The following is a 21,843-nucleotide window of genomic DNA, read 5'->3' on the forward strand; positions in this document are numbered from 1 at the left end:
CTCGTTGAGCCCATCAATGCTAATCTGCGGCTGCCCAAGCGCCATGCCGGCACAGTATCTGTCGTCGAACATCCATTGGGCACCTCACGACTAAACCCCCCGCCGTTCCTCCGTGTAGATGCACTTCAAATCCTTGCCGCGTCGAAACGGTGCGACCTGAAGCGTTCGTCCAAAAAGGGGATGCCACGGATATGCAATCGTCGCGCTTCGAAGACTGTATGCAGAATGTCGCCTGTTGGAAGTGCGATCTCCTACGTTCCGCAAACGAGAAATACGGCCCGGACGGCGGCTTGGGCGAAGATTTGAACATCGCTGGTGCCATACTACCGGCCTGTCGGAACAATCTGGTTCCGACAGGTTGCGACATACCAGCCGCCAGCGCAGCATCCTCGCTGGTCAAACCCTGCGCGATCCCCAACCAGAATCGCTGGAGTTCAGATCGCCCCGCTGCTGGTGGTAGTCCCCGCGACGGCAAAGCCGAAAGCTTCATAAACGCTCAAGTTCGAGGCCGTTTACCCAATTGCGTTCGAAAACCTTCGAGGACGTCACCGAGCATCTTTCTCACTTCATTGACGAGGTCTGCATTTCGCAGTTGCCTGCGGTTTAGAGAGCCGTGGGATCTAACGTCGATCCTGCAGCCGATCCCGATCCTGACATCATAGCGGAACGTTATGGCGAGATTTCGGATTTCACTGCCCCCGTATTCCTGGGGTCGAGCCAAGACCTTATCCAAAAGCTGACGCGGGCAAATTGACCGCAGGCCCAATCAGACAGTCCGCCAAGGTTTGCCAAGCTGCTTGAAGGATTACGGGCAAGAGCGGCGGTGAATCGCCGTGGACTCTCGTGACGCGCCCGAGCTGAGCCGCCTTACGAAGTCGTCATCATCGGCGGCCGCGGGCATGGACTTTCATGCGCCCACGGTGCTGGAGAAAGGCTGGGATGTCGGCGTACGCGACGCGATTGTTATCGAAACGGCCGGCGGCGGGGGCTATGGACCGGCTTCAGAGCGTTCACCAGAATCGACCGCCGAAGACCTCGGGAAAATACCCCGCGTCTAGACCGTGATCGCCTCCGCCCAATCGCGTCCGGTTTTTGATCCGCAATGCCGTCCCGCAAATCGCTGGAATCTGGATTGCTCTGTGAAGTCGTATCCATCGTCGCGGCTAACTCGAAGCGAACGAAGGCGTGGGTTGTTTTTGGCTCGCTCAGCGAACTTCGCGAGCAGCTCGCCGGACGAACGGCGGCGGCTTTTTGAGTTCAATGCCCACCGTCGGTCTTCGGTGTCGCCAGGGACAAGCGGTGTCGCGCGCCGGCGCAGCGCTTGGTTGTGGGGATATATCGGAGGCCGCGGAATTGGCACAGGCGGACAGGCTGAAGTATAGCAAAGCTCTCAGCTGATCCTTGGCCCCATGACGTGAGTGCACCGACCTACAAGAACCACGCGATCCGATCGAAATCATGGCCCGTGCTGTCTGGGTCTATTTCCGCTTCAACCTGAGCTTGCGCAATGTCGAGGAAATGCCGCCGATCGAGGGATCGTCGTTCCTACGAGACCATCCGCCGATGGTGCCGAAGCACGGTCCTGATTATGCTCGCCGTATACCGCCGCAAGGCGCCAACAAGACGATATCTGGCACCGGATGAAGTCGTGGTGCGCATCAACGGTCGGAAATGCTGGTTGTGGAGAGCGGTTGGTCAGGACGGACACGGCTTCGAAGAGATTGTTCAGACGCGTCGCAACCAAGGCCGCCACGCGCCTGGTGACGCGACAAGAAGCAGGGTCTGCCGCCACAGAATACAAATCTTGTTGGGACGATACCCGCCAATACCAAGGCGGCAGTCCCTGACGAGGCCAAGCCCTTTGTGTTCAACAACGATGAAATGAATAAGTACGCCTACGTTCCGAACTGGTCCCATATCTCCGAACTGTCCGATGCGTGGATGAAGCGCTGGGAGCAGGAAATCCAATCCCTGCTTTAGCAAGAAGTGCAATCTCTAGCGCACGTGCGTTGGCGGGAGGGATCGGTGAGGCGTTCTAAATCCCAGATACTGCTGCTGCTTCCGACAGCAGCAGTATTTATTTTTGTGATGCCGCTATTGGCGGTCATTGAGGAGAGTTTTCGTACATTCACGCCCGGCCGTATCGGGGCCGTGGTGGGAGCTCCGCTTACCATTAAGAATTATACGGAATTCTTCGGCCTATGCGAGGTACTTTGGCCAAACCTATGTATTGGCGTTCTTCGCGTCCGTGATCGCTGTCATCATAGCGTTTCCGGTCGCCTATTATATTGCGAAGAAGGCATCTGCGAGTGTGCGGAAGATCTGGATATCAGCTCTCATCGGGCTAATGTTTTTGAGCGCGTTGGTTCGGATCTATGGGATCGAATTGACGTTTGGTTCTGTCGGGATACTTGTCTTTTTTTTGGCGTCAACATGAACGCCAGTGCATATATCAACATCATCACTCATCGTCGGATTGCTCCACTATGCAATACCGATATCGATACTGATCACGATAGGCGCGATACTGAATCTCAATCCTCGCTTGAGTGAGGCGGCGCAGTCTCTTGGCGCATCGGCAATAGAGTCACATCTTTCAGTAACTATCCCGCTGTGCATCAAGGGAATCGTGTCTGCATTTTTGGTTTCAATGACGTTTGGCGTAAGCGCTTTCGCCATCCCTTGGATCCTGGGGCAAGGAAGGGTGCAGTTTATTTCAAACATTATCTACAGTCGCTTCAGTGAAGTATCGAACTATCCCAGCGGGGCGCAATATCGATTATCATGATGATCCTATCGCTTGTAATGATTTTTATTATCTCTAGAATTGCAACGTTGCTTGTTAGGACATAAGAATGCTCAACAAACGAAACGCAGACGCCAGTCTTGGGATACTCCTAAGGGCAGTGATCGCGGTGACGGCAATGTTTTGCTGATCCCAGTCAACCGTAATCATGTCATTTGACTCGCGTGACTATCTTGGTCAATTTCCTCCCCCGAGTCTGTCGACGAAATGGTTCACCAGTTCGCCCATAATGGCTATCTCTGGTCCGGACTCCACACGAGCCTGTTGCTGGCGACCGCGGCGACCGCCGCCGCGACCACGATTGGAGCCTTGGCCGCGCTGGCAATCAGTCGAATGTCTGCGCAATCGCGGGATTCTGTCACGACGGCCTTCCTATCGCCTCTAGTGCTGCCAGGGGTTATCATTGGGTTTGCATTGCTGATGGCATTTTCGGCAGTGAACGTGCTGCCGACATTTCTTAAAATGCTCGCTGGGCACCTTATCATCACAATTCCCTTTACGATCAGAATGACACTGATTGGGCTGACTGGCATAAGTGCCACGCTGCGTGAAGCTGCGTTGAGTCTTGGGACCCATGAACGCCAAGCTTTCTTCACAATTACCTTGCCGCTCGCTAAGAATAGTATCGCGGCTGGTGCGATCTTTGCCTTCGCATTTTCCATGGACGATTTGACAATTCAGCCTCTTTTTGAGCGACTTCAATACGTATCCGCTTCCCGTCGCTCTCGTAGGTCTTATGAGGTCGAACTTCGATCTCACTCTCGCTGCGGCCGCCGTCTTTCTGATGGGCGTAACTGTCGTCATTTTGATTGTGCTCGATCGCATGTTTGGTCTTGAGCGGGTTATCGGCCATGGCATCTATAAGGCTTGACTCAATGAATGTTCTTGAATTGCAGGACGTCACTAGAAGGTACGGTGAATTTGTCGCTGTTGATGGCGTCAGCTTGGGAATAGAACAAGGAAGAATTCTTTCTCTTTTGGGGCCGAGTGATTGCGGGAAATCGACCACGCTCCGCATGATAGCTGGGTTTACGGCACCGAACAGCGGCACTGTGGCAATCGCAGGCGAGAACGTTGACCATCTGAAGCCCTACGAACGCAATGTTGGGCTTCTATTCCAGGATTACGCGCTCTTCTGACGGTGGAGCAGAATGTCGCCTACGGACTGCGGTACCGCGGAACACCGAAGCCGATGATACCTACTCGAGTCCAGCACATGCTATCACTTGTACGCATGGTCGGTATGGAGGCCAGATATCCTGGCCAGCTAAGCGGCGGACAACAGCAGCGCGTAGCGCTTGCCCGGGCGCTGGCAACTGACCCCCAAATCGTCCTTCTGGACGAGCCTCTATCCGCACTTGATGCCAAGCTTCGCCTGGAGTTGCGCATCGAGCTTAAGGAAATCTCAGATCAGTAGGAGCGACCACCATTGTCGTCACGCACGATCAGGAGGAGGCTCTTAGCCTCGGCGACGAAGTCGTTGTCATGCATGCGGGAAAGGTGATTCAGCGCGGTTCTCCGATACAAAACGCCCGCAGATAAGTTTGTAGCTGAATTCGTTGGCAGATCGAATTGGTTTTACGCAGCTAGATGTGGTCAATTAAATGGCGGCTGTAGCCCCTTTATTGCTTCCAATGGAATGGAGATTTGGACGAGATCAACGCCGACAGACCGGCGAGGAAGTGCCGATCTATGCATCAGACCAGAACATATTGAGCTCATGGACGTCACACAAAGTGTTGTGAGTGATGAATCACACTGGCGTCGTAGTCGACGTGGCGCCTTTGGGGCCGATGTGCATGTGGTCGTTGACCTACCGGGTGAGACCCGTGGCGAAGTTTACCGGTATTTTGGCCGCTCGCCCGAGGGCTTGTTGAGGATGTCTGCGCCTCTGCGCCTTCAGGTCGGAGTAGCGAAGTTCAGCGAAAGACGCACTAGCCATCTGAAAACGCGATGGCACCGTCCGAGACATTATATTGGCGGATTGAGGACGGCTTGGGGCATACATGCGGGGCATCTCCCGTCGTACCGCCCATAGTGGTGGGCGAGACGCCGCGGTTCGACGACTGCGGAGCGGAACTGTTAAATCGAGGCGGCCCGCGGTCAAGTTTGGCCAAACGCCGGCGAATGACCGGAAGCCAGCCGGGTCAATCGTCTAGAAAATACTATCATTCGTGGAGGGTTGAACATGAACGAAGTGCCACATCTTACATTCGATCCAGGCGCGTCTGGGGTGAGTACGGGCCATCTAGTTGTCCCCAAAGGCGCCGACTGCGAAGCTCTCTCGCTCCCAGTCTTTAGCTGCAATAGAGGGAAGGGACCGAGCCTACTTATCACCGGTGGAAATCATGGCAACGAACTGGAGGGGCCAATTGTCGCTCGCCGGCTCGCTGAATGGCTGCCTGAAGCGCAAACTTGTGGAAGGGTCATCATCGTACCTGAGATCAACCCATTAGCCGTGCAGGCTTGGACACGCAACACGCCGATCGATGGGAAGAATCTCAATCGAGTGTTTCCGGGTCGGGTCGACGGGTCGGTAAGCGAACGGATCGCGGATGCGGTTTCGCGCGTGTTGTTGCCAATGGCAGACATTGTATTTGATCTGCACAGTTTCGGACCGACGTGGGATATTCCGCCGTCGGTCATCATGCACCCTGTTGCCGATGCCGATCTGATGACCAAGATGATCGGAATCGCAGAGGCTTTCAAATTGCCCGTGACATTGGTCTGGGAGCACAACGACACACCTGGAATGTTCGACACCGTCGCCCACAATCAGGGTAAGGTGTTAGTCTGCACTGAATTCGGCGGCGGCACGGTCAGCGCCGGTGCCTTGGCCCAATATGAAGCTGGGGTACGCAACGGCATTATCGCGCTTGGACTGGCCGAGGGAGAAGCGGACCATCCACTCCGTGAACACAAGTCCAGTCGGACACTTGAAACGCTTGTATCTGACGAACTGGGATCGCCAGCGCGGGGGATTTTTGAACCTGTGTGCTCGGTGCTCGATGAAGTGAAGCAGGGAGCTCTCATAGGCGTTCTGCGATCGATGGAGTCGCTGTCGGCTCATCCCATCGAAATTTGCGCGCCTACGGCGTCCGTCGTCTACGCTATTCGATCCGGAGGGTATGTCGACGGCAACGAAGCCGTGGCGTTCTTTGCGCGCCCGCTGAAGGTCTAAGACGTCGTATTATAAATGCATCCTATCGCTGTAGAAGGCTCCACGCGTATGCACGGGGATTTGAGGAATGCTTGATGCTCCGCAGGTAACCGTGCCAGCGCTGATCTCGGTGCACGCTGCTAACCATCCCCGCCAAATCGCGCTGATCGAAGGGACGACGACACTCGACTGGCAACGGTTCGACCAGGAGACCTCTCGCATCGCACATGCGCTGCGGCAGGCAGGATTTGGCATCGGCAGCAACGTTGGCGTGCTTGCGGTGAACTCTATCGAAAGTATTTTGCTCGTCTTCGGAGTGGCCAAAGCAGGCGCCTGTTACGTGCCCGTCAACGGCTTCCTTTCAGATCAGCAAGTGATCACGTTGATCAAGGACGCTGAGGTGGATATTCTTTTCGTCTCTGCGGAATACGCCGCAAAAGTCGATTGCAGTCGGGAGGCGCTGCCGCGTATTCGATCCTATAATTGGGTGGGCGTCGGCTTCGAGGGGGCGGGCTGGAAGTCCCTCAAGAGCTTTGTCAACGGGTGTCTAACGGAGCCGCTTCCGCCTGTCGATCCGACGAGCCGAATGGTTATTTGGTACTCTTCGGGCACGACCGGCAGGCCCAAGGGCATAGTCAAGTCGTTCAATGCGCTGCAATGGAGCGCGATACTCTTCGGCACCGAAATGGGTTTCCGGTCAGACAGCGTGGCACTCCTTGCGACCCCCGTGTCGGCAGCGGCGACATGGCTAAACATGCTCAGCGCTGTCTTCGTGGGTGGAACGATCGTGGTGACGCCCAAATTCTCAGCGACAGCTTTCTTGGCGCTCGTCGCGAAACATCGCGTCACGCATGCGCAGCTTGTGCCAACCCAACTCGATGCCATTATTCAAGATCCTGCCCTCGACAAAGCGGATTGTTCAAGCCTCCGCGCGGTTCTTTCTGTGGGCTCTGCGTTGGCCGCACGCACGAAGTCCGAGATACGCGCGCGCATGACGTCGAACTTCTTCGAATGCTATGGCGCTAGCGAAGGCTCGGCAACTCTTTGCAGGCCGATGGATCATGACGAAAAGCCAGGTTCAGTCGGGCGCGCGCTGCTCGGCTGCGAAGTTTGCATCATCGACAATGATGGTGTCGAGGTCGAACCAGACGTAGTCGGCGAGATAGTGGCTCGCGTGCCCTTCATGATGGACGGCTATTACGGACGACCGGAAGAGACAGCAGAGCTCGTCTGGACGAAAAGCGATGGCCGGACGTTCCTCAAGACCGGCGACCTGGGCAGCAAGGATGAGGAGGGTTTTGTATTCGTCCGCGGCCGGAAGAAGGACATGATCATCTCGGGCGGCTTCAATATCTACCCCGCCGACATCGAAGCCGTAATTCTCGAGCATCCGGAGGTCGAAGAAGTGGCGGTAATCGGCATTCCCCACCCCAAGTGGGGGGAAACGCCGGTCGGTCTAGTGCGCATGAGGCAGGCCGGAAACATTGAGATGGGGGAGCTTCTTGGCTGGGTAAATGACAGGCTAGGAAAGCACCAGCGCCTACAGAGCGTTCGCATTTGGTCGTCCTTTCCTCGGAACGCGCTTGGCAAATTGCTGAAGAATGACATTCGTGACGAATATCTCTCGGCATGGCAAAGCGCACCTTACAAAATTAAGCCCCATCAAGATTCGGAAAAGTAATGGGTTCTGTTGCACAAAGTGCCTATATTGCAGGGATATACGAGCATCCCACGAGGAAGGCTGTCGACAAGTCCCTGGGGCAGCTCTACTTCGAGGTCGCGCAGGGGGCGGTAGCAGATGCTGGCTTGTCGCTATCGGATGTTGATGCTTTCTACTGCGACACAGATGCCCCAGGCCTCGGTCCGCTGTCTATCATCGAATATCTTGGCATAGAGGTCCGTCACTACGACAATACGGATGTGGGCGGATCAGCGCCCATGGTTCATCTGTCGCACGCCGCCCAGGCAATCGCTGCTGGCAAGTGCAATGTCGCTCTCGTGACGATGGCCGGCAAACCGCGCACCGGTGGGCGAGGGCTAGACACGCAGCCAAGCTGGGGCGTTCCCGAGTTGGCTTTCGAGTTGCCCTACGCTAATGGCGTCGTCGACCAGTACGCTATGAGCGCTATGCGGCACATGTACGAATTCGGCACCACCGCGGAGCAACTCGCCTGGGTAAAGGTGGCCGCTTCCCACCATGCGCAGCACAACCCACATGCGATATTGCGCGACGTAGTTACCGTAGAGCAGGTTCTCGGATCGGTGATGATCGCCGATCCCCTGCACAAGCTTGACTGCTGCGTTGTCAGCGACGGCGGCGGTGCGTTCGTCGTGGTTAGTCCGGAGATCGCGCGCAAGCTCAAGCGACCGCGCATAAGGCTTCGTGGAGCAGGCGAGGCGATCCGCGACCTGCGGGGAGGCACCGCCGACATAACGTCATCGGGCGCCGTCGTGTCGGGTGCCACGGCATTTGCGGAAGCGGGGGTGAAGCCTTCGGATATCAAATATGCGTCGCTTTACGACAGCTTCACCATAACGGTCCTCATACAGCTGGAAGATCTTGGGTTCTGCGGACGAGGCCAGGGTGGTGCCTTTGTCGCCGACGGCAAGCTGATTTCCGGAGTAGGTAAGCTGCCCATCAATACTGACGGCGGAGGGCTGTGCAGCAACCATCCCGCCAATCGCGGCGGCATGACCAAGATATTGGAGGCCGTGCGCCAGCTTCGCGAAGAGGCCCATCCCGCAGTGCAGGTCGGGAACTGTGATCTGGCGCTTGCTCACGGAACCGGCGGCTGGTTGGCCAGCCGACATGGCAGCGCGACAGTGATCCTGGAAAGGGAATAGATGGATGTGAAGACATTGTCCCCTTTGACGCCAGTCCCACCGGCCAATCCTGAGAGTGAGGCTTTCTGGACCGCCACAGCGAGGGACAGGCTGCTCGTGAAGGTCTGCAACAGCTGCAACAAGGTCCACGTCTATCCCCGCGCGCATTGCCCGTTCTGTTTTAGCGTCGACACAGAATGGAGGGAGTCGCCAGGAGGGGGGGAGATTTATTCCTATACTGTCATGCGTCGGGAAACGCCGCCGCGCGTCGTCTCCTATGTAAGGCTCGATGAGGGGGTAATCCTGCTTACCAATATCGTCGGCTGCGATCCGGATGAAGTTCACATCGGCCAAAGAGTGAAGGTGGTGTTCCCACGTGCTGAGGATGGGCCGTGCGTACCGGCTTTCGTCCCTGCTTCGTTGGCACAGGAACTAGCTTACCGCAGCGAAGTGTCAGCGAGCAGAACTCATGAAGAAGATTGATCTCACTGGGCGGGTTGCCGTCGTTACCGGTGCCGGCAACGGCTTGGGCCGTGCGCATGCTCTGATGCTCGCGAAACGCGGCGCCAAGGTCATAGTTAACGACCTAGCCGGCGGCGGGGAGGCCGCGGCAAGCGTTGCTGCGGAGATCGTCCGCAGCGGCGGGGAGGCGGCAGCCGATTCCAGCAACGTGGGCGACGTGGCGCAGGCTCATACGATCATCGCTACTGCTATTGAAAAGTTCGGTCGAATCGACATCTTGGTGAACAACGCTGGCAACCTGCGCGACCGAACTTTCCTCAAGTTGGATATGAGCGACTTCGACCTGGTTATCCGTGTCCATCTGCTCGGATCCGCCTACTGCACGAAGGCCGCTTGGCCGCACATGAAGGAACAGGGCTACGGGCGCGTGGTGATGACCACATCGGGGGCGGGGCTATACGGGAATTTCGGCCAGACGAACTACGGCGCAGCGAAGATGGGGCTCGTCGGCCTGATGAACGTGCTCAAGTTGGAGGGGCTTCGTCACGGCATTCTGGTCAACACTGTATCACCGACCGCCGCAACGCAGATGACGGCTGAAATGCTCTCCGGCGAAATGGCCGCCGTGTTAAAGCCAGAGTTCGTTTCGGCGGCGGTTACCTATCTCAGCAGCGACAGCTGCACGCTGACCGGTCAGATTCTGAGCGCCGGGGGGGGACATTTCGCGGTTGCCCGCGTTTTGGAGAGCCGTGGGATTTACGTCGATCCTGCTGCCGATCCCGATCCTGACGTCATAGCGGAGCGTTATGGCGAGATTTCGGATTTCACTGACCCCGTATTCTTGGGGTCGAGCCAAGACCTTATCCAAAAGCTGACGGCGGGCGCGAATTGACGGCAGGCCCAATCAGACAGTGTGCCAAGTTGGACTACTGTGAATAGAGCTGCGTTTGCCAGACTGCTTGAAGGACTTACGGGCAAGAGCGTGGTGAATCGCTGTGGACTCTCCTGATGCGCGACCTGAGCCGCCTTACGACGTCGTTATCATCGGCGGCGTCTGGCATTGACTTTCATGTGACCACCATCTGCGAAATACCATGGCATAAGCAGCGTGGTGGTGCTGGATAAAGGCTGCGATGCTGGCGTAGGCACCGAGCCGTCCCATGGCGAAGTTATGCTCACGACTCTGCTTATCGCGCCTCCCGAAGCCGTCTCCGTGGCACCTCGGCTATCAAATGACACGCCGGCGGAGCGGCGCGGCGCAATTAGGCCGGGCGACTCGCGCCGCCAACTGTCGATCCAGGTCAGTGGAGTGTCACAATTGCCGTTCGTTTCTCTGCGATGAGTTGGAGGAGAACATGGCGTCTATGCAATGCTATCCGATTGCTGTCAGGACGCAGCTTTCGGACGATTGGCCTCGGCCACGCGTATATGGAGACAGACGCATGACCACTTTCGCCGCGGAAACCGCTCACATAGCCTGTCTACCTGAACTCCGGGTGAGGTGTCGGTAACGAGGACGCTCCAAATTGTCGGTCAGGACGAGAAGCGGACATCCTTTCAGCAAATGAATCCCGTTGACGGTTGGTTGCGGCCGCTAGCGGAGACCTTAATCTCAGGTTGCCCTGCCCGGTCAGGGTGTGCCATTCTCTCCCGACATTCAGGCGAAGGTCCGGCGTGTGGCGGCGGGGACATCGATCCGGCCAGGGGTCGCCTGGGTAGGAAAATCGATCGGAACAAGGCGCAGGATGACGCTGGCTGCGCGCGGCGCTAGGTTAATTTAATTGGTCGGCCGTGAAGAATACGGAAGCCGCTGATATCGCATAGGAATACTCTACTTTTCAGGCTTCCGAATTGCAGGTAACGGCCGGTTTGTGGTTTTCTTGCAATTCCAGTTTGCGATTTCGCCGCCTGGCGAAGCGTTATTCACTGCTTTCATCGCAGTGAATGGAGCCAGGCGATGGGCAGGCCACGCGAGAAGCGCGAGACGGGAGAGCAGGATGTTTTCCGCTCCAGGCTGGATCAGATCATCAACATGAAGCACGAGCTGGTGCGGCTGGCGCAGGCGATCGACTGGCCGGTGCTGGAGGCGCGCTTCGGTGCGGTCTATTCGGACGGTCCCGGCATGCCGCCGCTGCCGACCCGGCTGATGGCGGGGCTGACGATCCTCAAGCACACCTTCAACCTGTTATTTGGACTGGGGACATCGCGAACAGGTGTGCGAGGACATCACGAACAGTTTTGCCATCCTATCGAGCCAGGGCGTTGAGGTCGATGGTTTCTATTTTCTGGTGTCTGAACCAGGCGTCGAAGACGCCGTCGGCAGCAATTGGGCGAAAGGCGACGGATTTGCCGGCGAAGGCCCTGCACAGGCGCATGGTGTGGCCGAGGATGGAGACGAAGCCATGCTGCTGAACGCGGCGGACGAGATCGTCCTTGGCATAGTCGAACGGCTCGACGATTTCGCGGTACTGGCGCTGCGAGACGCGGTAGCGGTCGAGCGGCACAGCGCCGCCAAGCGCGTCCTGCGGACGCACGGTGTTGTACAACACGACGAGAGAACGCCCACGGGACCGAGGAACGCAAGTTTCTTTATCCATGGCATCCCTGGGCCGGGCGTTGTGTTCACGTTCATGAGGTGATCGAGAAGGCTGACCGGGAGGTTTTCCGCTGCAGTCTCTCTGGCCACGCCTCCGATCGGTGGCTGGAGGTTCCGGCCTGGATGTTTGATCGCGCGGTCTGCACCGCGTGGCGCATTGCCGCTGCCCCACATGTCGATCCCAGAACGTTTGGCGTCTTGGTGACACTGCTGCAGGACGCGACGGCCAATTCCCACACCCCATCGCAATTGGAGGTTTCGGGCGCAGCATCGGATCCTCACGACGCGAATCGGGGAGAGGTCCATGCCGCGCCAGCCCACGACATATCAGTTCGATCTGTTCTCCAACCCGCACGATGCGGAGACCGCGCAGATGCCACCATGGCAGGCGCTGCCGGAAGAGACGCGCCTGACGCTGACAAAGCTGATGGTGCGCCTGATCCTCGACCACGTCGACGGCGAGCGCGCCGTTCCACGGGAGGAGGCACGCCATGATGCATGAGAAGATCCGGCCCCACCATCTGGAGCGAAAGGCGATCCTTTATGTGCGGCAGTCCTCGGCCCATCAGGTTCTGCACAATCGTGAGAGCAGCGCCCTGCAGTATGCGATGCGCGATCGCCTGGTCGCGCTCGGCTGGTCTTGCATCGAGACGGTCGATGACGATCTCGGCCGCTCTGCTGCTGGCGGTGTCGCGCGAGCGGGCTTCGATCGGATGGTCGCAGCAGTCTGTCTCGGCAAGGTTGGGGCGGTTGCGGCGCGGGAGGTATCGCGCTTCGCCCGCAACAGCCGCGACTGGCAGCAGCTCATCGAGATGTGCCGCGTCGTCGATACCGTGCTGATCGACCAGGAGACGGTCTACGCACCGCGCCAGGGCAATGACCGGCTGCTGCTGGGATTGAAGGGCAGTCTCAACGAGTATGAGCTCGATCTTCTGCGTCAGCGCTCCTTGTCGGCCCGCTATGAGAAGGCCCGGCGCGGTGAACTCGTCGTCGCTTCCCCGGTCGGCTTCGTGAAGGTCGGCGACCGGCTGGAGAAGGATCCCGACCGTCGCATGCAGGAGGCCATCACCCTTGTGTTTGACAAGGTGGCGGAACTCGGCAGTGCCCGCCAGGCCCTGCTCTGGTTCCTCGAACATGGGCTGGATTTGCCTGCCAAGCGCAACAATGGCGATGTGGTCTGGCGCAGGCCAAGCTATGCGACCATCCACCGAATGATCGAGAACCCGATCTACGGCGGCGCCTATGCCTATGGTAAGACTCGTGCTGCGTCGGGATATGATGCAACAGCCATTCGTTCGCGCAGCCGCCGTAAGGCGCGTGATGAATGGCTGGCGCTGATCCCGGGTGCACACGAAGGCTACGTCAGCTGGGAAAGGGCGGAAGCGATCCGCAAGATGGTGAGCGACAACGTGCCCACGAGCCGGCATCACGGGGCGCCCAAGCATGGCGACGCTCTGCTCGCCGGCCTTGTCCGCTGCCGGCGCTGCGGCCGCAAGCTGACGGTCCGCTACACGGGAACCAAGCACAACATTCCGCGCTATTCCTGCTGGCGTGGTCTGCTTGACAATGGCGAGCCGCGTTGCATCGCCTTCGGTGGACTACGCGTCGACGACGCCATCGAGGAAGCTCTTCTGCGGGTTGTCGAGCCGGCAGCGATAGCCGCGGCCGTCGAGGCCGAAGCGCAAGCGGCCAGTCGCCGCGATCAGGTCCGCGATGCTCTGATGCGCGATCGCGAGGCGGCACGCTACAACGCCGATCGGGCGTTCCGGCAATACGACGCCATCGATCCGCAGAACCGGCTGGTCGCGGCGGAACTGGAGTTGCGATGGAACCGGGCGCTTACGCGTGTCGGCGAGATCGAGAGCAGGATTGCCGCGCATGATGCCTCGACATCGGAGCCATCACTTCTGTCGCCAATACACGTCACCGCGCTCGCCGCCGATCTCAAGGCTGTATGGGCGGCGCCGACGACGGATGCAAGGCTCAAGAAGCGCATCGTTCGCACCGTCATCCGGGAGGTGGTCGCCGATATCGATGACGAAGCGTCAGAGATCGTTCTTCTGATCCATTGGGTTGGCGGCGTCCATACTGAACTGCGCCTGCCGAAGCGGCGCCGTGGACAGCGCAACAGCACGTCCGGCGATATCATCGCGGCCGTCCGCCAACTGGTGCTCATCGCCAATGATGATCTGATTGCTGGCATCCTCAACCGCAATGGACTGGTGACCGGCCACGGCAATCGATGGACACGCGAACGGGTCACCGCGCACAGGTCGCATCATAAGATCCCTGTCTTCCGGCCAGCGGCGGACGGCAAAGAGCCATGGCTTAACCTGAACAAGGCGGCGCGCCTTCTCGGCGTTGCACCGAAGACCCTCAGGCTCGCCGCCGAGGCGGGCGAGATCGAAGGCGTTCATCCTCTGCCGGATGGTCCATGGGTCTTCAGCCGATCAACGCTTGGCGAACCTGCGGCACAGCGCATCGTTCATCGCGCGCGGCAAAACCCAAAATACCCCACGGGATCGCATCCAGATCAGCAAAACCTATTCACTTCAACGACATAGACAGATGGGTGTTATGAAACAGGATTGTAGATGTGACGTCAGCGATCGAAGGCGTCCTGGGCCTTGGGAGATCGGCAAAGGGCGGTCCCTGCAGCGCTTCGGCTTTTAGCGAGCGATGGAAGCGCTCGTCCTTACGGAGCGTCTGCGGGTGGCAAGGCCTGGAGTGACTGACGGCGACGCCAGCGTCGACCAGCCAGACGGTGAGCAGCGTGAAGTTGTTGCGGCCGCCGTCGCCCCAGGGGGCCATTGTCGGTGGCGATACGCCACGGCAGGCCGTATCGGCGGAAGGCGGCGATCAGCCGGGCCTTCACGATTGCGGTGGTCTGATCGGCGCAGGCCGACAGCGCGATCGAGAAGCGCGAATGGTCGTCGAGCACAGTGAGCGGATGCAGCCGACCGCCACGCAAGGCGACGTGGCCCTTGAAATCCATCTGCCACAGATCGTTGGGAGCTTCGTGCTCGAAGCGGATGAAGGGCTGCGCCCCGCCGCCCAGCGCGCCCAGCTCGATGCCGTTGCGGCGCAGGATGCCGCTCATCGTCGAGGCCGCGGGCGTGGCGATGCCATCGCGGGCGATGACGCGCGCGATCTTGCGTCCACCCCAAGCCGGATGCGCTGCACGCACCGCAAGCGCAGCCGTTTCCACCTCCGGCGCGCACTGCGCCGGGCTTGATAACGGCCGCCGCGACTGCTCGGCCAGGCCTGCCTCGCCCTCGCCCCGGTAGCGCGAAAGCAGCTTGTGGCCGCACGTCCGTCCGATGCCGAAGCGCCGGCACAACGCGCTCACATTCGACCCCTCCACCAACGCCAAACTCACGAACTCCAACTTCTGCTTCATCGCGCTTGTGTCCTTGAACGGCATCCCGAACCCCCTCGCCACAATGCGCAAAACTGTTGCGATGTCCTCGCACACCTGTTCGCGATGTCCCCAGTCCAAACACCTGTCAGACGAGGTGCTGTGCTAGCGCTGGGTGGAAAACCCCTACTTCCAGTATCGGTGCGGCGAGGAGTTCTTCCGCCACGCACTGCCCTTCGACCGCTCGTCGATGACACGCGCTGGCGCAGCCGCATGGGCGAGGAGCGGATCGTCGCGCTTTTGCAGGAGAGCCTCAGCCTTGCGGTCAAGACCGGGGCGATGAAGCCGGCCGACACGCGCCAGGACATCGTCGACACGACCGTGCAGCCGAAGAACGTCATGTTCCCGACCGACGCCAAGCTCATCCACCGGGCGCGCGAACGGCTGGTGCGGCTGGCCAAGAGGACGGGCGTCAATTTGCGCCAGAGCTATGTGCGGGTCGGCAAGCTGGCGCTGATCAACCACCAGCGCTATGCCCACGCCAAGCAGTTCAAGCGGGCCAACAAGGCGGACCATTCGTGACATCGCTCGCCAGATCGCCAGCGATGCGGGGCTGGACGCGCTCATCAAATGGCAGCTCTACCAGGCCGCCACCGTTCTCGAGCAACGTCAGCGCCAGCGCGGCCGCAAAATCTACAGCCTGCACGCGCACGAGGTGTAATGCATCGGCAAAGGCAAGGCGCACGAGTTCGGGTGAAGGTGTCGGTGGCCACCACGCTGAAGCGCTCCAAGGGCGGACAGTTCGCCTTGCATGCAAAAGCACTGCCCGGCAATCCCTATGACGGCCACACGCTGGCAAGCGTCATCCCCGACATGGAAAAGACCATCGGCAACCAGATTGGCCGCATCCTCGCCGCCCGGCTATCGCGGCCACAACGCACCCCAGAGCCGCAAGTCAGGGTCTTCACCAGCGGCCAGAAACGCCGCGTCACTCCGGCCATCAAACGCCAGATGCGGCGGCGGTCGGCGGTCGAGCCGGTGATCGGCCACATCAAGCCGAGCACCGCATGGGCCGCAACTACCTCGCCGGCCAGCAGGGCGACGCCCTCAACGCCATCCCGGCCGCCGCCGGCTACAACTTCTCCTCCTGCTCAGATGGCTGAAGGATTTTTTGTCGCTCTTGATCGCCGCGTTCCTGAACCGGCCGAAGCAGCTTGCCGCTTAGCGGTCAAGATTGTTCACGGTCGACTAATTCTAATACAGGCCCGCAGGGGTACCACCTGTGCGCTCCGAACAGGGAAGCGCTTTCCAGCCAGTCACTTAATAGAGATGTCGGACGCATTGTTTCGGCGTAGGTACAGCATGAGCCGCTGCCGGAATAGCTTTTGATGCCGTCTGGCGAGTTCATCCGCGGCGTCCGCGTCGCCGGCGCGGATCGCTTCTATGATGTCGCGGTGATGCTGCCTGACCGTGCCGTAGTATTCATCATTCACCTTTCGACCCTCGGTGTTCTCGAAACCGAGCCGGCTTAGTCTCATGGCCATATTGGCCAATGTGACATAGTGGTCGCCTAGATAGCGGTTGCCGCAGCTTGCGGCGATGGCTCCATGGAACCGAAGATTCTCATCGGCCATCCGTCCATAGTCTTGCCCGAAAGAAGCTCGTTCGAAAGCTTGGTTCGACTGCTCGATCTGTGTGAGTTGCGCAGACGTGTGTCGGAGTGCACAGAAGCGATTGATGGCGCGCTCTGCGAGTTCAAGCGCCTCGAAAAGCGCTGGGATTTCGGTGACGTCAATCGGTGCTATCCGAGCGCCCCGATTGGGCACTATTTCAACTAGGGCGTCGGAGGCCAATTTGATTAGCGCCTCACGCACAGGCGTACGTGACACCCCGTATTCTTCCACGAGGTCCGGTTCGTTCAGATCCGTTCCAGGCCGGAGCTCGGCATTGAGAATCCTGCTTCGCAGGCTCTGATATACTGCGGCGCTGCCTTCCCCCTTAGGCCTTCCCCGTCCATTTCTCTTTGTTTCCATCAGGCCACCGTTGGAGAGCTGCGAAAGCGCAGGGAAAAGCCCGTTATCAGAGTCTGCACGCTCGGAAAAGCCGGACCTCGCCTCGACCAGTGCAGCGTTTCGAGTAATCAGCGCAGAAGCTCAATTTTTGGGCTGCACTTCCGCAACAACCCGTTGACCCCTATCGCCGATTATAATACACAGTGTATCAATATGGAGTTGCGCTGAAAATGTGGAATATCGGCATTGACGTTGGGGGCACATTCACAGACTTCTTCGCTGTCAACGCGAAGACCGGCATGTCCGTGTCGTTTAAGAGGCCGTCAACGCCGGAAAATCCCGCGACGGCAATCATCGAGGGGCTAGCGGAACTTGCAATGGCGCGCGGGGTACCCCAGGCGACGATCAGCCGGCTTTGCCACGGAACGACCGTAGCCACCAACACCCTCATCCAGCGCAAGGGTGCTGCAGTCGCTTTGCTTACCACCGACGGGTTCAAGGATCTCATCGAGATCGGTCGACAGGTGCGGCCGAAGATCTACGATCTTCAGGCGGATTTCCCGAGTCCTGTCGTGGATAGAAAAAACCGCATTGAGGTCAAGGAGCGGGTGTCCGCAAGCGGCGAAGTTCTGGTTGCTTTGACTTCGGAGGAGATAGACCGCGTCGCTGCCGAACTGGAGGCGTCTTCTGTTACGGCATGCGCGATAGGGTTTCTCTTCTCATTCAAGAACGCAGATCACGAAAATCGGTTGGCTGCTGAGCTCCGAGCGCGCTTTCCCAAGATCCCCTTTTCTGTCTCCTCAGAGGTGCATCCCGAATTCCGGGAGTATGAACGTATTTCGACCACGGTTCTGAACGCCTATCTGCAGCCGGTCATGAACAGCTACCTCGGTGAACTAGAGAGGGAAGTGCGTGAGCGGATCGGGCCCATCGAGGTAAATATCAGCCAGTCAAGCGGGGGGCTGATGTCGCTGGATCGGGCGCGTCAATTCCCGATCAGGACCGCCCTATCGGGTCCGGCTGCCGGCATCGTCGGCGCAACAGGAATGGCGCGTAAGTCGGGCATTCCAGATGTCATAACCCTCGATATGGGGGGGACGAGCGCGGACGTCGCCCTGGTTCGGAATTACCAGTTCGATTTGGCGCACGACCGTTCGATTGAGGGCTTTCCGATCCGCCTGCCGGCGATCGATATCAACGCGGTAGGGGCGGGCGGCGGTTCGATTGCCTGGTTTGATCGGGACGGCTTACTCAAAGTTGGCCCCGAAAGCGCCGGTGCCTATCCAGGACCGGCCTGTTACGGCCTGGGTGGCATCGCCGCCACTGTCACGGATGCGAACCTCGTGCTCGGACGGCTTTCGACACACGGTTTGCTCAACGGCGCTATGACGCTCGACATCCAGGAAGCGCGCCGGGCCGTTGAGCCCATCGCGGCAAAGCTAAAGCTCTCGGTCGAGGTCGCCGCGTTGGGCATATTGAATATTGTCTGCGCTAACATGGTTCGTGCCGTGCGCTCCGTTTCCGTGGAGCGTGGTCACGATCCGCGGGAATTTGCTTTGCTTCCGTTTGGCGGAGCCGGCCCGCTGCACGCCGCAGACATCGCGAAGGCGCTGGGCATCCGGAAGATCATCGTGCCCCACGGTCCCGGTATTTTGTGCGCGGCCGGGCTCATCTATTCCGACGTCACGGAAGGTCTCGTGAAGACGGCACCCACTAAGGTCGCGGCATCAACGTTTGCCGACATCTTGGACCTCACCCGATCCGTTCTCCAAAATGCGGACAACTGGTATGAGGCCGAGGACGTCAAGTCGGAACTACGCAGGACGAAGATCGTATTTGACATGCGCTGCGTTGGGCAGAATTTCGAGATCCCCGTGGACATTCAAGATCTGGAATCGCTCACTGTGGACCGCCTGCGGCAGGATTTCATGAGCGAGCACGAGCGGGCCTACGGCTTCGCGAATCCGGAAGAGCCGATCGAGATTGTGAACTTCAGGGTGACGGCCAAAGTCGAGGCGAAGCACTTCATGGAAGCCCTGGTGCCGATATCGGAAGGCCCCCATTCTCCAGACCCTATGGACGAACGGCTGGTATGGTTTTCCGATGCGGGACCGTGCACCACCAAGGTCTACGACCGCGAGGCGCTGAAACCCGGCGCCACCATTGCTGGACCGGCGATTATCAGCCAGTTCGACTCGACCACTATCGTGCATCCCGGGGATATCGCGACCGTTGACATGTCCCTCAACATCCTAATCGAGGTTGCATCGTGAAGATTGGCAAGATGGACCTGATCTCGCTCGAGATTATGAACAATGCGCTTCGTTCAGTCGCCGACGAGATGTTCATCTCATTGATGAAGAGCGCCTATTCAACCAACATCAAGGAACGTCACGACCATTCGTCCGCCGTCATCGACGTACGCGGCCGACTTGTCGTCCAGGCGGAGAAGTCGCTTGCAATTCATCTCGGGTCTATGACCGGCTTGATCGACAGCATTTTGGATCAGTATGCGATTGACGAAATCAAACCGGGCGACATGTTCGTCGCGAACGATCCCTATTGCGCCGGGGGATCGCATCTGCCGGACGTGAATCTCGCGCTGCCGGTCTTTATCAACGGAGAACTGATTTGCTTCGTTTGCAATATCGCGCACCACGCAGATATCGGCGGCATGGTGCCCGGCAGCATGGCGGGTGGCATGAGCGAAATCTATCAGGAGGGCCTGCGGATTCCGGTGGTGCGCCTGTTCTCCAATGGCGAGCTCGTTGGCGATATCTTAAAGCTACTACTGCTGAACGCTCGTGTTCCCGAGGAACGCCGCGGCGATTATTATGCCCAAATATCGTCATGCCGGCTGGGGGCTAGGCGTGTCGAGGAAATCGTGGAGCGTTTTGGTCGCGACCAGGTCGTTGCCAGCTTCGACGAGATTATGATGCGAACCCGCAGTCGATTTGACGATGCCATTGCCTCCCTGCCGGCCGGCACGCACATCTTCGAAGATGTCATGGACGATGACGGTCTCGGGACCGAGAACATTGTAATCAAACTTACCCTGACCATCAATCCGGCCGCACCGAGGTTGCTGTTTGATTTCACTGGTACCCATTCCCAGGTGCTGGGGAATATTAACACAACCATGAATGCGACGCGCGCGTCCGTGCTTTATGCGGTTAAGGCGCTGCTCGATCCCGACGCTCCGAACAATCAGGGACTCATCGACGCGGTTGAGATTTTCGTCCCTTCAGGAACCTTGCTGAACGCCGAATTCCCAGCTGCGGTCGCTGCGCGCGCTAACACATGCCAGCGCATCGTAGATGTTGTGATCGGCGCGTTTGTTAATGTTCTGCCGGAATGCGTCGTAGGGGGCGCCAATGGAGCCAACACAACGACAGTGATTGCGGGCGTGAATCCCGATACCAAAAGGCAGTACGTCTATTTTGAAACGCTCGGAGGCGGGTTCGGCGGTCGCGCGACCAAGGACGGGAAAGACGGCGTCCAGGTTCACATCACCAACACGTCGAACCTGCCGGTTGAGGCTATCGAGACTGAGTATCCCCTGATCGTCGAGCGCTATGAGTTCGCCGAGGACTCAGGCGGGCAGGGGCGCCATCGCGGAGGTCTCGGGCTGCGGCGCGTAATCAAGCCGGTGTCGCATTCCGCTATATTCAGCGGATTTGGAGAGCGCTTCGTGAACGCGCCATGGGGTGTATTCGGAGGAGACGAGGGGAGACCTGGTCGGTTCACGCTCGTCTCGGCGTCTGGAACTTCCAAGCGGCTTATAAATAAGCCTTCGGGCATCGTCATCGCGGCAGGCGATGCGATTGTTATCGAAACGGCTGGCGGCGGGGGCTACGGACCGGCTTCAGAGCGCTCACTAGAATCGATCGCCGAAGACCTCGAGTCGGGAAAATATACCCGCGTCTAGGCCGTGATCATGGCGTCCGGTTTTTGACGGGGGATGCCGTCCGGCAAATCGTCGCAATCCGCAGTTGATTTCGCCCGGGCTTTCGATTGTCAGATTCTCCCACAGTGCTTGCCAAGTGGAGCAAGATCGAACCGCTGCTCGAGCGTATTGCAGCAGATGGGACGCTACCGGATTTGGCACGGGAGCTGTTCGCGCGAATATGCGCAGCTGCAAACGCAACTGAAAGACGTCGACTCCAAATTGATGGCTTGGCATCGGGCCGAGGAGTGCAGCCAGCGCCTGGCGCAAATCCCGGGTGTCGGCCCGATCGGCGCGTCACTAGTGGTGATGAAGACGCCGGCACCTGAGACCTTTCGATCGGCCCGACACTTTGCCGCCTGGCTCGGCCTAACTCCGAAGGATCATTCAACTGCCGGCAGGGTCAAGCTCGGCGTGATCACGCGCGCCGGCGACGAAGCCTTGCGCAGCGTGCTGGTGGCCGGGGCTACTGCTGTCATCCGGCATGTCCGACGCGGCCGAGGCACTGTCTCGCCCTGGCTTGTCGACCTACTCAAGCGCAAGCCGCCGAAACTCGCTGCCATGGCTCTAGCGAACAAGGCCGTGGACATGACGGGTGAAGTCCTAAACTTGCTGGAAATTGAGGGCGGGGGTGCATCCTTTACTGAGGAATCAGAAGCCCATGCCGGTTGGCGCGCAAC

At 58.9% G+C, this 21,843-nt stretch carries 18 protein-coding genes and 5 pseudogenes; 19 read left to right on the forward strand and 4 right to left on the reverse strand.

The window, feature by feature from the left end:
• Positions 1-253: 253 nt before the first annotated feature.
• A pseudogene (locus tag NKH28_RS34590) lies at positions 254-490 on the reverse strand (IS30 family transposase); the annotation flags it as partial.
• A gap of 409 nt (positions 491-899) precedes the next feature.
• Between NKH28_RS34590 and NKH28_RS32015 the strand changes: the two are divergent.
• The 13 genes and pseudogenes from NKH28_RS32015 to NKH28_RS32075 all read left to right on the forward strand — a co-directional run.
• The gene (locus NKH28_RS32015; RefSeq protein ID WP_352981225.1) at positions 900-1,058 is read left to right on the forward strand and encodes a hypothetical protein; all 159 of its coding nucleotides are present in this window, start codon (positions 900-902) and stop codon (positions 1,056-1,058) included.
• Positions 1,059-1,458: 400 nt separating this feature from the next.
• Entirely contained in the window at positions 1,459-1,644 is a 186-nt protein-coding gene (locus NKH28_RS32020; RefSeq protein WP_352981226.1) for a hypothetical protein, read from the forward strand.
• A complete protein-coding gene (locus tag NKH28_RS32025; protein WP_352981227.1) occupies positions 1,589-1,885 on the forward strand; it encodes a DDE-type integrase/transposase/recombinase in 297 nt (98 codons plus the stop codon). Before NKH28_RS32020 ends, NKH28_RS32025 begins: the two co-directional genes overlap by 56 nt.
• 140 nt (positions 1,886-2,025) lie before the next feature.
• Positions 2,026-2,553 (forward strand): hypothetical protein, encoded by a 528-nt coding sequence (locus NKH28_RS32030; protein ID WP_352981240.1) that lies wholly within the window; start codon positions 2,026-2,028, stop codon positions 2,551-2,553.
• Positions 2,444-2,788 (forward strand): ABC transporter permease subunit, encoded by a 345-nt coding sequence (locus NKH28_RS32035; protein ID WP_352981228.1) that lies wholly within the window; start codon positions 2,444-2,446, stop codon positions 2,786-2,788. Before NKH28_RS32030 ends, NKH28_RS32035 begins: the two co-directional genes overlap by 110 nt.
• A gap of 225 nt (positions 2,789-3,013) precedes the next feature.
• Positions 3,014-3,643, forward strand: coding sequence for an ABC transporter permease (locus tag NKH28_RS32040; protein WP_352981229.1), 630 nt, complete (start codon positions 3,014-3,016; stop codon positions 3,641-3,643).
• A gap of 38 nt (positions 3,644-3,681) precedes the next feature.
• Positions 3,682-4,223, forward strand: a pseudogene (locus NKH28_RS32045) (ABC transporter ATP-binding protein).
• 771 nt (positions 4,224-4,994) lie between these two features.
• Positions 4,995-5,987, forward strand: coding sequence for a succinylglutamate desuccinylase/aspartoacylase family protein (locus NKH28_RS32050; RefSeq protein ID WP_352981230.1), 993 nt, complete (start codon positions 4,995-4,997; stop codon positions 5,985-5,987).
• Positions 5,988-6,054: 67 nt separating this feature from the next.
• Entirely contained in the window at positions 6,055-7,647 is a 1,593-nt protein-coding gene (locus NKH28_RS32055) for a class I adenylate-forming enzyme family protein (RefSeq protein WP_352981231.1), read from the forward strand.
• Positions 7,647-8,810, forward strand: a complete 1,164-nt coding sequence (locus NKH28_RS32060; protein WP_352981232.1) for a thiolase family protein — start codon at positions 7,647-7,649, stop codon at positions 8,808-8,810. Before NKH28_RS32055 ends, NKH28_RS32060 begins: the two co-directional genes overlap by 1 nt.
• A complete protein-coding gene (locus NKH28_RS32065; RefSeq protein ID WP_352981233.1) occupies positions 8,811-9,272 on the forward strand; it encodes a Zn-ribbon domain-containing OB-fold protein in 462 nt (153 codons plus the stop codon).
• Positions 9,259-10,143 (forward strand): SDR family NAD(P)-dependent oxidoreductase, encoded by an 885-nt coding sequence (locus NKH28_RS32070; protein WP_352981234.1) that lies wholly within the window; start codon positions 9,259-9,261, stop codon positions 10,141-10,143. The genes NKH28_RS32065 and NKH28_RS32070 overlap by 14 nt, the downstream gene beginning before the upstream one ends.
• Before the next feature lie 1,065 nt (positions 10,144-11,208).
• Positions 11,209-11,436 (forward strand): annotated as a pseudogene (locus NKH28_RS32075) (transposase); the annotation flags it as partial.
• 61 nt (positions 11,437-11,497) lie between these two features.
• Here NKH28_RS32075 and NKH28_RS32080 read toward each other — a convergent pair.
• A complete protein-coding gene (locus NKH28_RS32080) occupies positions 11,498-11,800 on the reverse strand; it encodes a hypothetical protein (protein WP_352981235.1) in 303 nt (100 codons plus the stop codon).
• 351 nt (positions 11,801-12,151) lie between these two features.
• On the opposite strand from NKH28_RS32080, the gene NKH28_RS32085 reads away from it, so the two are divergent.
• Positions 12,152-12,349, forward strand: coding sequence for a hypothetical protein (locus tag NKH28_RS32085; protein WP_023722661.1), 198 nt, complete (start codon positions 12,152-12,154; stop codon positions 12,347-12,349).
• Positions 12,339-14,411: a recombinase family protein gene (locus tag NKH28_RS32090; protein ID WP_352778912.1), complete on the forward strand. Its 2,073-nt coding sequence runs from the start codon at positions 12,339-12,341 to the stop codon at positions 14,409-14,411. The genes NKH28_RS32085 and NKH28_RS32090 overlap by 11 nt, the downstream gene beginning before the upstream one ends.
• A gap of 131 nt (positions 14,412-14,542) precedes the next feature.
• Here NKH28_RS32090 and NKH28_RS32095 read toward each other — a convergent pair whose 3' ends face one another.
• The gene (locus tag NKH28_RS32095; protein ID WP_352981236.1) at positions 14,543-15,271 is read right to left on the reverse strand and encodes a DDE-type integrase/transposase/recombinase; all 729 of its coding nucleotides are present in this window, start codon (positions 15,269-15,271) and stop codon (positions 14,543-14,545) included.
• Positions 15,272-15,347: 76 nt separating this feature from the next.
• On the opposite strand from NKH28_RS32095, the pseudogene NKH28_RS32100 reads away from it, so the two are divergent.
• Positions 15,348-16,430 (forward strand): annotated as a pseudogene (locus NKH28_RS32100) (IS5 family transposase); the annotation flags it as partial.
• Between the two features lie 91 nt (positions 16,431-16,521).
• On the opposite strand, the gene NKH28_RS32105 reads toward NKH28_RS32100, so the two are convergent.
• On the reverse strand, positions 16,522-17,238 hold the full coding sequence (locus NKH28_RS32105; RefSeq protein WP_352981237.1) for a GntR family transcriptional regulator: 717 nt from the start codon (positions 17,236-17,238) through the stop codon (positions 16,522-16,524).
• 209 nt (positions 17,239-17,447) lie between these two features.
• Between NKH28_RS32105 and NKH28_RS32110 the strand changes: the two genes are divergently transcribed.
• From NKH28_RS32110 to NKH28_RS32120, 3 genes and pseudogenes are all read left to right on the forward strand, one after another.
• On the forward strand, positions 17,448-19,490 hold the full coding sequence (locus tag NKH28_RS32110) for a hydantoinase/oxoprolinase family protein (protein ID WP_352981238.1): 2,043 nt from the start codon (positions 17,448-17,450) through the stop codon (positions 19,488-19,490).
• Complete coding sequence (locus NKH28_RS32115) at positions 19,487-21,145, forward strand: hydantoinase B/oxoprolinase family protein (protein WP_352981239.1); 1,659 nt, start codon at positions 19,487-19,489, stop codon at positions 21,143-21,145. The genes NKH28_RS32110 and NKH28_RS32115 overlap by 4 nt, the downstream gene beginning before the upstream one ends.
• Before the next feature lie 122 nt (positions 21,146-21,267).
• Positions 21,268-21,843: pseudogene (locus NKH28_RS32120) on the forward strand (transposase); the annotation flags it as partial.

Origin of the sequence: Mesorhizobium sp. M1227 (assembly GCF_040318315.1) — a bacterium.
GTDB lineage: Bacteria > Pseudomonadota > Alphaproteobacteria > Rhizobiales > Rhizobiaceae > Mesorhizobium.

Bases quoted from the DNA above. Each gene is read 5' to 3' on its own strand.
- NKH28_RS32015 (WP_352981225.1), top strand. From the start codon at position 900: ATGGACTTTCATGCGCCCACGGTGCTGGAGAAAGGCTGGGATGTCGGC.
- NKH28_RS32020 (WP_352981226.1), top strand. From the start codon at position 1,459: ATGGCCCGTGCTGTCTGGGTCTATTTCCGCTTCAACCTGAGCTTGCGC.
- NKH28_RS32025 (WP_352981227.1), top strand. From the start codon at position 1,589: ATGCTCGCCGTATACCGCCGCAAGGCGCCAACAAGACGATATCTGGCA.
- NKH28_RS32040 (WP_352981229.1), top strand. From the start codon at position 3,014: ATGGTTCACCAGTTCGCCCATAATGGCTATCTCTGGTCCGGACTCCAC.
- NKH28_RS32050 (WP_352981230.1), top strand. From the start codon at position 4,995: ATGAACGAAGTGCCACATCTTACATTCGATCCAGGCGCGTCTGGGGTG.
- NKH28_RS32055 (WP_352981231.1), top strand. From the start codon at position 6,055: ATGCTTGATGCTCCGCAGGTAACCGTGCCAGCGCTGATCTCGGTGCAC.
- NKH28_RS32060 (WP_352981232.1), top strand. From the start codon at position 7,647: ATGGGTTCTGTTGCACAAAGTGCCTATATTGCAGGGATATACGAGCAT.
- NKH28_RS32065 (WP_352981233.1), top strand. From the start codon at position 8,811: ATGGATGTGAAGACATTGTCCCCTTTGACGCCAGTCCCACCGGCCAAT.
- NKH28_RS32070 (WP_352981234.1), top strand. From the start codon at position 9,259: ATGAAGAAGATTGATCTCACTGGGCGGGTTGCCGTCGTTACCGGTGCC.
- NKH28_RS32085 (WP_023722661.1), top strand. From the start codon at position 12,152: ATGCCGCGCCAGCCCACGACATATCAGTTCGATCTGTTCTCCAACCCG.
- NKH28_RS32090 (WP_352778912.1), top strand. From the start codon at position 12,339: ATGATGCATGAGAAGATCCGGCCCCACCATCTGGAGCGAAAGGCGATC.
- NKH28_RS32095 (WP_352981236.1), bottom strand. From the start codon at position 15,271: ATGCCGTTCAAGGACACAAGCGCGATGAAGCAGAAGTTGGAGTTCGTG.
- NKH28_RS32105 (WP_352981237.1), bottom strand. From the start codon at position 17,238: ATGGAAACAAAGAGAAATGGACGGGGAAGGCCTAAGGGGGAAGGCAGC.
- NKH28_RS32110 (WP_352981238.1), top strand. From the start codon at position 17,448: ATGTGGAATATCGGCATTGACGTTGGGGGCACATTCACAGACTTCTTC.